Origin of the sequence: Corallococcus carmarthensis (genome assembly GCF_003611695.1) — a bacterium.
In the GTDB taxonomy this organism is placed as follows: domain Bacteria; phylum Myxococcota; class Myxococcia; order Myxococcales; family Myxococcaceae; genus Corallococcus; species Corallococcus carmarthensis.
Map to the genome: position 1 here is coordinate 84,403 of NZ_RAWE01000004.1, position 12,359 is coordinate 96,761.

General features: G+C 71.6%; 1 protein-coding gene. It reads right to left on the bottom strand.

Annotation, left to right across the window (positions count from 1 at the left end; all coding sequences use genetic code 11):
- Nucleotides 1-2: 2 nt before the first annotated feature.
- Nucleotides 3-12,353, bottom strand: coding sequence for a non-ribosomal peptide synthetase (locus D7X32_RS02195; protein WP_120600826.1), 12,351 nt, complete (start codon nt 12,351-12,353; stop codon nt 3-5).
- Nucleotides 12,354-12,359: the final 6 nt, after the last annotated feature.

Genomic DNA, 12,359 nt, shown 5'->3' on the forward strand with positions numbered 1-12,359 from the left:
ATTCAAGCGACACCCCGGCCCGTCAACGTCCCAGCGAGCGCGCCGGCGGGACCCGTCAGCGAGTCCAACCGCGCCTCTGGCTCCGCCACCACTCGTTCCAGCAGCCCCACGAAGGCCTCGCCCAGCGCCTCCACCGTCTCCTGGCGGAACAGCCCGGCACGGTATTCGAAATCGCCACTGAACCCATCCGGGCCCTGGAGCACGGACAGGGACACGTCACTCACGGTCATCTCCAGTTCCAGCGGTACGGGGCTCAGCGTGAGCCCGGGCAGCCCCTGCGTGTCCTCGCCGCCCTGGGCGAAGGAGAACCCCGCGGGCAGCGCTTTGGTGCTGCTTGCTCCCAACAATCGCATCAGTTCGGCGTGGGGCAGCCCCGCGTGGTCGAACGCTTCCAGGTAGGCGGTGCGCGCCCGGCGCAGCACCTCGCGGAAGCCTGGGTTGCCCGCGAGCGGCGTGCGCACCACGAGCAGGTTGGCGAACATGCCCGGCATCCGCTCCAGCTCCGGACGAACCCGGTGCGCGTGGGCGAAGGCCACCAGGGCTTCGTCGTGGCCCGAGGCCCGCGCCAGCACGACCTGGAAGGCCGCCATCAGGAGGATGAACGGCGTCACGCCCTCACGGCGGCTCAAGGCGACGAGCTGCCCGGAGACCTCTGGCGGCAGCGTGAAGGGCACGTTCCTGGAGGCGTGCGCGCTGTGCCCGGCCTCGAGCGACGGCTCCGGAGTCAACGCTGGCAGGGGCAGGGGCGCTTCCAGTTTCCGTTCCCACCAGTTCCGCAGACCGTCCAGGACTCCATCGCGGAGCCATGCGTGCTGCCAGCGCGTGAAGTCGCGGTACTGCAAGGCGGGCTCGGGGAGCGGCGACTCCCGTCCCTCCTGGAAGGCGCCGTAGAGCACCGCCAGCTCCGACACCAGCACCTGCCCGGACACGAGGTCGGTGAGCGCATGGTGCAGGTTGAGGAGCAGCAGGTGCTGCTCTTCCGACCGCCGCAGCAGGAGCGCGCGCATCAGCGGGCCCTGCTCCAGGTTGAAGGGACGCCAGGCCTCTTCGTGGAGCCGTGACAGGACAGCCTCCTGATCCGGCAGGGCTCCCAGGTCGAGGCGTTCCAACGGGAGGACACTGGAGGCCGCGATGCGCTGGACGGGCACTCCGTCCACGACGGGGAACGTGGTGCGGAGGATTTCATGCCGTCGCACCAGCTCCGTCAGCGCCTGGGAGAGCGCCGTCTCGTCGAGCGGCCCGTCCACGCGGAAGGCCATGGGCACGGAGTTGAGCGGACTCGAGGGGCCTCCGCGCTCAGGAGACCAGTACGTCTGTTGGGAGAGGGAGAGCGGGAGCTCGTCCACGGTTTCGCCGGGCTCCACCGGAGGCGGCGCGGCGTGGAGGGCCTCCTGGGCCGAGCCGAGCTTCACCGCCAGCGCGGAGACGGTGGGAGCCTCGAACAGATCGTTGAGCGACAGCTCGCGGTCGAAGGTGGCGCGGATCCGGGTGATGAGCTGCGCGGCCAGCAGGGAGTGCCCGCCCAGCTCGAAGAAGTCGTCCGCCACACCCACGCGCTCGTGTCCGAGCATGTCGGCCCAGAGCCCCGCCAGCAGTTCCTCCGTGGGAGTCCGGGGCGCGACGTAGCTGTCCGTGAGCCCCTGCTGCTCCGGAGCAGGCAGGGCCTTGCGGTCGACCTTGCCCGCGGCCGTGAGAGGCAGCGAGTCGAGGAGGACGAAGGCGGAGGGGACCATGAAGGAGGGAAGACGCTGCTCAAGGAAGGAGCGCAGCTCGGAGTGCTGGGGCGGCTGGGAAGCGGTGACGTAGGCGACGAGGCGCTTGTCGCCAGGGACATCCTCGCGCAGCAACAGGGCAACGTCGGTGAGGAAGGGGTGGAGGCGCAGAGCGGCTTCCACCTCACCCAACTCGATGCGGATGCCGCGCAGCTTCACCTGGTCATCGAGGCGGCCGAGGAACTGGAGGGAGCCATCCGGGAGCCAGCGGGCCCTGTCACCCGTGCGGTAGAGGCGTGCGCCGGGCGACGAGGAGAAGGGGTGCGGAAGGAAGCGCTCGGCGGTGAGGGAAGGCTGGCCAAGGTATCCGCGCGCGAGGCCGACGCCGGAGATGAAGAGCTCACCCGGAGCGCCGAGGGGAACGGGGCGCAGGGAGGAGTCGAGGACGAAGAGGGAGGTGTTGGGCCAGGGGGAGCCGATGTGGAGGGAGTCGGGGCCGAGGCGCGGGTTGATGGAGGCGCAGACGGAGGCCTCGGTGGGGCCGTAGGCGTTGAGGAGGTTGCGGCCCGGGGCCCAGCGGCGGGAGAGCTCGGGAGGGCAGGCCTCGCCAGCGGAGATGACGGTGCGAAGCGAAGGAAGCGCTTCGGGCTCGAGGAGAGCGAGGACGGAAGGGGTGAGGGTGGCGGCGGAGATGGAGTGGGCCGCGAGGAAGGACTGGAGGGGCGCGCCCGGCAGGAGTGCGTGGGCGGGAGCGAGGACGAGGCAGGCGCCCGCGAGGAGGGAGGAGAAGACTTCGCAGACGGAGGCGTCGAAGGAGGGAGAGGCGAACTGGAGGACGCGAGAGGAAGGGGAGAAGCCGTGGCGAAGGACGGCGGCCTGGGCGGTGTTGCAGAGGCCGCGGTGGTGAAGAAGGGTGCCCTTGGGCCTTCCAGTGGAGCCAGAGGTGTAGATGACGTAGGCGAGGTGGTCCGGCAGGACGCGGGAGGTGGGCGCCTGCGTGGGCTGACGGGCGATGGCGCGCCAGTCGTCGTCCAGGCACACGACCTGTTCACCCTGCGAGGGCAGCTCGTCGGCGATGGCGGACTGGGTGAGCAGGATGGGCGCGGCTGCGTCGCGCAGGATGAACGCGATGCGCTCCGGCGGATGGCCCGGGTCGAGCGGCAGGAACGCGCCGCCGGCCTTGAGGATGCCGAGCATGCCGATGACCAGCTCTGGCGAACGCTCGCAGCACAGGCCCACGGGCGTGTCCGGTCCCACACCCGACAGGCGCAGGTGGTGGGCGAGCTGGTTGGCGCGTGAGTCCAGCTCCCGGTAGGTGAGCGTGGTGCCCTGGCACTCCAGCGCGGGGGCGTCCGGCGTGAGCGCGGCCTGGGCCTCGAAGAGGTGGTGCGCGCAGGTGTCCTGGGTGAAGGCGACGCGCGAGTCGTTCCACGCGACCAGCATGCGTTGACGCTCGTCGGGCGTCAGCAGCGTGAGGTCCGAGAGCCGGCCAGCGGGGGCCTCCAGGAGCTGCTCCATGGCGGTGCGCCACTGGCCCAGCAGCAACTGGACGGTGGCTTCGCTGAAGCGCTCCGTGTCGTACGACAACATCAGCACCGTCGCGTCCTGGGGCATCACGCAGGCGGAGAGCGGGTAGTTGTTGCGGTCGAGCAGCTCGACGTCATCCATCTCCAGCCGCTGGGCCTGCTCCTTCACCTCGGCGGCCAACGGGTAGTTCTCGAAGACGAGGATGCTTTCGAAGAGCGCCGTGCCTCGCGGCACCTGGCTCCAGCCCTGCACCTGGACCAGCGGGCTGTGCTCGAACTGGCGCATCTCCAGCTGCTGCTCCTGGAGCTGCTGGAGCCACGGCACCAGTCCCTCTTGCGAGGGGATCCGCACGCGCACCGGCAGCGTGTTGATGAACAGGCCCACCATCCCTTCCACGCCGGGAAGCGCGGGGGGACGGCCCGAGACGGTGGCCCCGAAGACGACGTCGTCCACGCCCGCATGGCGGCCGAGCACGAGTCCCCAGGTGCCCTGCGCCAGGGTGTTGAGCGTGACGCGGTGGCGGCGGGTGAAGGCCTGGAGCGCCTCCGTCATCGAGTCGGGCAGGCGGAGCTTCAGCTCCTTCACCGTCGGCAGTTCGCCGCTCTTTCGCACCGTGATGACGGAGTCCGGCAGCGGCGTGGGCGTCGTGAAGCCGGAGAGCGTCCGGCGCCACCAGGTCTCGGCCTCGCCCAGGTCCTGCTGCTTCAGCCAGGCGATGTAGCCCCGGTACTCCGGCGCCCGCTCCCTTTGGAGCGGCTGTCCCTGCTCGAGCGCGTCGTAGAGCGCGAAGAGCTCGTTGAACAGCAACCCCACGCTCCAGCCGTCCAGCAGCAGGTGGTGGAAGCTCCAGTGGCAGCGCCACTCGCCCTCCGCCACCCGCACCATCGCCACCCGTGACGGAGGCGTGCGCACCAGGTCGAAGCCCCGCTTCCGGTCTTCGTCCAGCAGTGCCTCCCGCCGCGCCTGCTGCTGTGTGGCGTCGAGCCCGCGCCAGTCGTGCTCCGTCCACTCCAGCGCGACCTTCGTTCGCACGACCTGGAGCGGCTGGGGGACCGCCTCCCAGAGGAAGGTGGTGCGGAGGATGGCGTTGCGCGCCACCAGCTCGCCAAAGGCGCGATGGAGCCGGGACATGTCCACCTGTCCCCGGAACGTCCACGCGAGCTGTTCGAAGTACACGCCCGAGTCGGGGCTGAGCCGCGCGTGGAAGAGCATGCCCTCCTGCACCGGCGAGAGCGGATAGAGGTCCTCCAGGTCCGGGGTCTGCTCCAGCACCTTCTCCAGCACGTGCCGGTCCAGCTCCGCCAGCGACAGGTCCACCCGGGGCAGGAGGGAGGCGCGCTGCGCGTGGTGCTCCGCGAGCAGCGCCCGCAGGGCCTCCAGGTAGCCATGGGCGAGCGACTCGATGGTGCCCCGCTCATGGAGGTTCTCGCTGTACGTCCAGGACAGCTCCAGCCGGCCCTGGAACACGCCCCCGTTCACCTCCAGGAGGTGGGAGCGCGGACCCTGGTCGCTCTGCGCGGGGCCGCTCGGTTCGGAAGCCAGCGCGAAGAGCGCCGTGCCCGATGCGAGCGAGTCCAGCTGCCCCAGGTAGTTGAAGAGCACCTGGGCGCGCGGCCGGGCCTGGAGCTTCCGCGAGTGCTCATCCCGGCGCAGGTACGTCAGCAGGCCGTGGCCCAACCCCCGCCCCGGCACCGCGCGCAGCGCCTTGCCCACCCGGCGCAGCGTGAGGAGCGGAGACTCGGAGGGCGCGGCCTCCAACGACAGGGGCGACATCGCGGTGAACCAGCCCACGGTGCGGGAGAGGTCCACGTCGTCGAAGAGCTCCTCGCGGCCGTGGCCTTCGCGGTCCACCCGCAGCCGGGGCTGTCCCGTCCACCGCGCGAACGCGAGCACGAGCGCGGTGAGCAGCACGTCGTCCACCCGCGCGCGGAAGGTGCCGAGGGCCTCCTGGAGCAGGACGCGCGTCTCTTCCACTTCGAGCGAGACGGTGAGCGTGCGGGCCGACGCGAGCGTGTTGTCTCCCGCCTTGTCCACGGGCAGCGGACGCACGGCCTGCGCCGGACCCGTCAGCCAGAACGGCAGCTCGCGCTCCAGGGCCTCCGAGCGCGCGTGGGCTTCCAACCGCTCCGCCCAGTTCTTGAAGGACGTCGTCTTGGGCGGCAGTGCCACGGGCTCGCCACGGCCCAGGTGCTGGTAGGCCGCTTCCAGATCCTCCAGCAGATACCGCCAGGACACCGCGTCCACCACCAGGTGGTGCACTACGACCAGCAGCCGCTGGGAGTGGCCTTCGCCCCGGTCGAAGAGGGCGGCGTGGATCAGGGGGCCTTGGGACAGCTCGAGCCCGCGCTGCACGTGGGCCGCCGCCTGCTCCAGCGCGGAGGTTCGCGCGTCCTCGGGCACATGCGACAGGTCCACCTGGCTCAACACCGCCGTGGCCTCCGGCCCCGCGACGTGTTGCTCCCAGCCTTCCGCCGTGCGGGTGAAGCGCGTCCTCAGCGCGTCGTGGTGCCGCGTCACGTGGCCGAGCGCCTGCTCCAGCCGCGCGGCGTCCAGGCGCTCGCGGGGCTCCAGCAGCACGGACTGGTTGAAGTGGTGGGGCTCCGGCGAGGCCTGCTCGAAGAACGCGTGCTGGATGGGCGTGAGCGGCACGCGGCCGGTGACGGGTCCCTGTTCGTCCGGGCGGGACGGGCCCTGCGTCACGACCGCTGCCAGCTCCGCGATGGTCTGGTGCCGGAAGAGCTGCTTCGGGGTGACCCGCAGGCCTGCCTGCCGCGCGCGGCTGCTGACCTGCATGCTGCTGATGGAGTCGCCGCCCAGCTCGAAGAAGTTGTCGTGGATGCCGATGTCCTCGCGCCGGAGCACGGAGGCCCAGACGGCGACCAGCGTGTGCTCCACGGGCGTCCGCGGCCCCGTGGCGACCCGCGCGATGGTGACGGGCTCGGGCGCCGGCAACGCCCGGCGATCCACCTTGCCGTTGACGGTGAGCGGCAGGGACTCCAGCGCCACGTACACCGTGGGGACCATGTACTCCGGAAGCCGCTGCTCCGCGTGCTCCCGCAGTGCCGCGGGAGACACCACTTCGCTCGGTGCCGGGACGACGTAGGCCACCAGGCGCGGGTGGCCCGGCGAGTCCTCGCGCACCGCGACCACGGCCTTGCCCACGGTGGAGTGCCGCGCGAGCACGCCTTCAATTTCGCCCAACTCGATGCGGAAGCCGCGCAGCTTCACCTGGAAGTCGACGCGGCCCAGGAAGTCCAGCTCGCCCGTGGCCAGCCAGCGGGCCTGGTCACCCGTGCGGTACAGCCGCTCGCCGGGGGCCGTGCCGAAGGGGTTGGGAAGGAACCGCTCGGCGGTGAGATCCGCCCGGCCCAGGTAGCCCCGGGCGAGGCCCGCTCCGCCGAGGTACAGCTCTCCCGGCACGCCCACGGGCACGGGGTTCAGGTGGCCGTCCAGCACGTAGGCACGAGCGTTGGCCAGCGGACCGCCCAGCGTGGAGCGCGCCGCACCCCGCACCGCGCGGCAGGTGGAGTCCACCGTGCACTCGGTGGGGCCGTAGACGTTGAAGCAGTCGATGCGGGGATGCTCGGACAACGTCGCCCACAGCTCCGCGTCCACGGCCTCGCCGCCCACCAGCACGCGCAGGGGACGCCTGGAGCCCAAGCCCTCCTCCAGCAACAGGCGCAGGTGCGACGGCGAGCAATCCAGCACGTCCACCGCGTGGCGCTCCAGCCAGGCCACCAGCAGGGCCGCGTCCGCACGGGCTTCCTGAGGCACCACGCACAGCGCGTGTCCGTCCGCGAGCTGCACCAGCTGCTGCACGGAGGCGTCGAAGACGAGCGGGGCGTTGAGGGTGACGCGCAGCGGGCCCCGGCGCTCCGCGTGCGCGGTGTTCGCGAGCGCACCGCGCAGGTTCATCACCGACGCGTGCTGGATCATCACGCCCTTGGGCCAGCCGGTGGAGCCCGACGTGTAGATGACGTACGCGAGCTGCTCCGCACGGCCCGCGCGCGGCGGAGTGAATACGCTCTCACGGCCGAGCGCCTCGCGCACGGCGACGTCATCCATGCACAGCACGGCCACCCCCGGCGCGTCGAAGCGCGGCGCGAGGTGCGTCTGGGTCACGACAAGCTGGGTCCCGCTGTCCTTCACCACGAAGGCCTGGCGCTCGTGCGGATAGGCCGGATCGATGGGGACATAGGCGCCCCCGGTCTTGAGGATGGCCTGCACGGTGACCACCAGGTCCACGCCGCGCTCCAGGCACAGGGCCACGCGCGACTCGGCACCCACGCCCTGTTGCATCAGGTACCAGGCGAGGCGATTGGCTTGCGCATCCAGCTCCCGGAAGGTGAGCGTCCGGGTGTCGTCGAGGACGGCGAGCGCGTCCGGTGTGCGGAGGGCCTGGGCCTCGATGGCGTGGTGGAGGCAGTCCTCGCCCGGGAAGGCAGTGTCCGTGGCGTTCCATTCGCGCAGCAGCTGGCGCGCCTCCGCCTCTGGCAGCAGGGAGAGGCGGGAGAGGGGCAGGCCCGGCTGCGCGATGGCGGCACGCAGCAGGTGCTGGAGGTGCCCGGCCATGCGCTCGAGCGTCGAGGCGTCGAAGAGGTCCGCGTTGTATTCGAACGCGCCGCTCAGGCCTTCGGGCGTGACGGTCAGGAAGAGCGTGAGGTCGAACTTGGACGTGCGCTGCTCCACGCCCAGCGGGCGCAGGGTGAGGTCCGGCAACGCCAGCTCCCGCCGCTCGTCCTGGTCGTGGACGAACATCACCTGGAAGAGGGGCGGACGGCTGAGGTCGCGCGCGGGCCGGAGCGCTTCCACCAGCCGCTCGAAGGGCAGGTCCTGGTGGGCATAGGCGCCCAGTGTTGTCTCCCGCACCTGGGCCAGCAGCTCGCGGAACGTGGTGGCTTCACCCAGCCGCGCGCGCAACACCAGGGAGTTGACGAACAGGCCGATGAGGTCTTCGGACTCCGCCACGTTCCGGCCCGCGATGGGGGAGCCGACGCTGATGTCGTCCTGGCCCGAATAGCGGTGCAGCAGCACCTGGAAGGCGGCCAGCAGCAGCATGAAGGGCGTGACGCCCTCGCGCTGGCTCAGCTCGCGCACGGCCAGGGCCAGCTCCGCGGGCATGCGCACCGGGACGGTGGCGCCCCGGAAGGTCTGGGTCGCGGGGCGGGGCCGGTCGGTGGGCAGATCCAGGACGGGCGCCGCGCCTGAAAGCTGTTTCCTCCACCAGTCGAGCTGCGCATCCAGCGCCGGGCCGTGCAGCCAGCCGCGCTGCCAGGCCGCGAAGTCGGCGTACTGGAACGCCAGCTCCGGCAGGGGCGAGGGCTGGCCCGCGTGGAACGCCGCGTAGAGCGCTCCCATCTCCCGCACGAGCAGTCCCATGGACCAGCCGTCGGACACGATGTGGTGCATCGTCAGCACCAGCACGTGCCGGCGTGGATCCAGCCGCATCAGGCGCGCGCGCTGGAGCGGGCCCGTGGCCAACGCTAAGGGGCGCTGGGCCTCCTCCTGCGCCAGCCGCAGGGCCTCGGACAGGCGCTCCGTTTCCGGCAGGTGGCCCAGGTCCATCTGCTCCAGGGTGCGCGGAGCGGCCGTGGCGACGCGCACGAAGGGTCCGGCGTCATCGACGTGGAACGTCGTGCGGAGCGACTCGTGACGGCGGAGCACCTCGGACAGGGCGCCTTCGAGCGCCCCGGCGTCCAGGGCACCCTCCAGCAGCACCACCGCGGGGATGTTGTAGAGCGGGCTGTCCGGTTCGAGTTCTTCGAGGAAGAGCAGCCGCTGCTGGGCGAAGGAGGGCGACAGCCGGCCCTCGCGCGAGGTGCGCTCCAAGGGCGGCCGGTGCACGCCCTGACCGCGCGCGATGGCGGCCTCCACGGCGACGGACAACCCCGCCACGGTGGGCGCGTCGAACAGATCGCGCAGGGGGAGCTCCACCTGGAAGACCTTGCGGATCCGCGACAGGACCTGCGTGGTGAGCAGCGAGTGGCCGCCCAGTTCGAAGAAGTCGTCGTGGAGCCCGACGCGCTCCACGCGCAGCAGCTCCGACCAGACGTCCGCGAGCTGGCGCTGCACGTCGGTGCGGGGGGCCGCGTATTCACGCTCGCGCGCCGCGCCCTGGACGGGAGCGGGCAGGGCGGCGCGGTCCAGCTTGCCGTTGGGTGTGAGCGGCAGCGCGTCCATCACGACGAAGGCGGACGGCACCATGTAGTCGGGCAGCGCGTCCTTCAGCGCGCGGCGGAGCACCACGGCGTCCAGCGTCTGGCCGGACGCGGGGACGACGTAGGCCACCAGCCGCTTGTCACCCGGCACGTCCTCGCGGACGAGCACGCCGGCGTCCTGGACCTCCGGACGGCTCCTCACCGCGGCTTCCACCTCTCCCAGCTCGATGCGGAAGCCGCGCACCTTCACCTGCGTGTCCGCGCGGCCCAGGTACGCGAGCTGGCCGTCCTCGCGGAAGCGCACCACGTCGCCCGTGCGGTACAGCCGCTGTCCCGCGGCCGTGGCGAAGGGGTGCGGGACGAAGCGCTCGGCTGTCAGCGCCGGCTGGCCCAGGTAGCCCCGGGCCAGGCCCGCGCCCCCCAGGTACAGCTCACCGCGAACGCCGGGAGGCACCGGCGCAAGCCGCGAGTCGAGCACGTACACCTCCACGTGCCCCAGCGGCCGGCCGATGGGGGGCGCCTCTGCTTGCGCCACGCACTCCGTCAGCGTCGCCACCACCGTGCCTTCCGTGGGGCCGTAGGTGTTGAAGAAGCGCCGACCGGTGCCCCAGCGCGACACGAGCTCCGCGGGGCAGGCCTCTCCACCGGAGATGACGACGCGCAGCGCGGGCAGGTCCTCCGAGGGCGTCGCCGCGAGGACCGCCGGCGTCAGGCTCGCCACCGTGATGGCGGCCTCCCTCAGGTGATGCTGGAGCGGCTGGCCCGGAGCCAGCGCCTCCGCGGGCGCGAGGCAGAGCGTGGCGCCCGAGGTCAACGCGGTGAAGATCTCCTCCACGGAGATGTCGAAGCTGATGTTCGCGAACTGGAGCATCCGGCTTCCCGGGCCCACGCCGTAGAGGGGCGTCTCCGCGGACACCAGGGTGCATGCCGCGCGGTGCTCGATGAGCACGCCCTTGGGCCTGCCCGTGGAGCCGGACGTGTAGATGACATACGCGACGTGTCCGGGGCCGACTGCGGAGGGCAGTGCATCCCCGGGCTCGCGTGCGATGTGTTCCCAGTCCGAGTCCAGGCAGAGCACCCGGGCCGCATGTTCGGGCAGCTCCGACAGGAGCCGCTGCTGGGTCAACAGCACCGGCGCGGCGCTGTCCGCGAGCAGCAGGGCGAGCCGTTCCCGCGGCAGCGCGGGATCCATGGGCACGTAGGCGCCACCCGCCTGGAGGATGCCCATCATGCCGATGATGAGCTCCAGCGAGCGCTCCACGCACAGGCCCACGCGCACGTCCGGGCCCACGCCCAGCGCGCGCAGGTGCGCCGCGAGTTGACGCGAGCGCGCGTCCAGCTCCCGGTATGTGAGCGATCGCTCCTGGAAGACGATCGCGACCGCGTCGGGCGTGCGCGCCACCTGCTCCTCGAAGAGCGTGTGCAGGCAGGTCTCCAGCGCGGGCTTCGCGCTGGCGTTGCTCCACGTGCGCAGGACCTGGTGCCGCTCGGCCTCCGCCATCAGGGGAAGCGCCCATGCCCGCTGGGACGGATCCGCCACCAGGCCGTCCACCAACGCGAGGTAGCGCTCGCCCAGGCGGGCGATGGTGGCCGGGTCGAACAGGTCGGTGCTGTATTCGAAGAGCCCGTTCAGCCCCTGCTCGTGCGGGGCCAGCGACAGGCTCAGGTCGAACATCGACGTGCCCGGGTGCAGGTCCAGCGGGCTGAGCGTCAGCCCCGCGAGGCCCTCCTGGCTCGAGGACGGGGACGTGTTCTGCAGGTTGAACATCACCTGGAAGAGCGGCGTGCGGCTCAGGTGCCGCTCCGGCTGGAGCGCCTCCACCAGCGTCTCGAAGGGCAGGTCCTGGTGGGTGTAGGCCCCCAGGCAAGCCTCACGCACGCGGCGCAAGAGCTCTCGGAAGGACGGGTCCCCGGACAGGTCCGTGCGCAGCACGAGCGTGTTGATGAAGAAGCCGATGAGCCCTTCCGTCTCGCGCCGGTTGCGGCCGGCGATGGGCGTGCCCACCACCAGGTCCTCCTGGGACGCATGGCGCGCGAGCAGCAGCTTGAAGACCGTCAGTAGCGCCATGAACGGCGTCACGCCCTCCTGGGCACAGAGGGCCTCCAGCTTGCGCCGCGTGGACGCGGGCAGGAGGAAGGAGTGCGTGGCGCCCCGCTGCGTGAGCGTGGCCGGACGCGGCCGGTCCGAAGGCAGCTCCAGGACGGGGAGCGTGCCGCCCAGCCGCTGCTTCCAGTAGTCCAGTTGCGTGCGCAGCACGTCTCCCTGGAGCCAGTTCCGCTGCCACGCGGCGAAGTCGGCGTACTGCAAGGGCAGGGGCGCGAGCGCGGCGGATGTCCCCGAAAGCCGCGCGGCGTAGAAGGTCACCGCCTCGCGGACCAGCACCTCCAGCGACCAGCCGTCGGAGATGATGTGGTGCATGGTCAGCAGCAACAGGTGCTCTCGCTCCGAAAGCTGCAAGAGCCCCACGCGCAAGAGCGGACCGTGCTCCAGGTCGAAGGGGCGCTGGGCCTCCTCCCGGGCCAGCCGAAGCGCTTCGGCCTCGCGCGCCGCTTCTGGCAGCTCGCGCAGATCCACGAGCGCGACCCTGGGCTCCAGTGACGGCAGGATGACCTGGAAGGGCTGTCCGTCCCGCTCCGTGAAGACGGTGCGCAGCGCTTCGTGCCGCCGCACCAACTGGGCCAGGCCGTATTCGAGCGCGGCCACGTCCACCGTGCCACGCATGCGGAAGGCGGCGGGGTTGTTGTAGAGCGCCGTGCCCGGCTGCAACCGTTCCAGGAACCACAGCCGCTGCTGGGCGAAGGACAGGGGCGCGGGCTGGGCCGGATCGCGCGCGGGCAGCGCTGGCGCCGCGGCCTTCGCCCCGGCCTGCGCGGCCTCCTTCTCCGCGAGCCGCCGCAGCAACAGCGCGCGCTTCTCCGGAGGCAGGCTGGCGATCCGCTGGTCGATGTCACTCATGTCTGT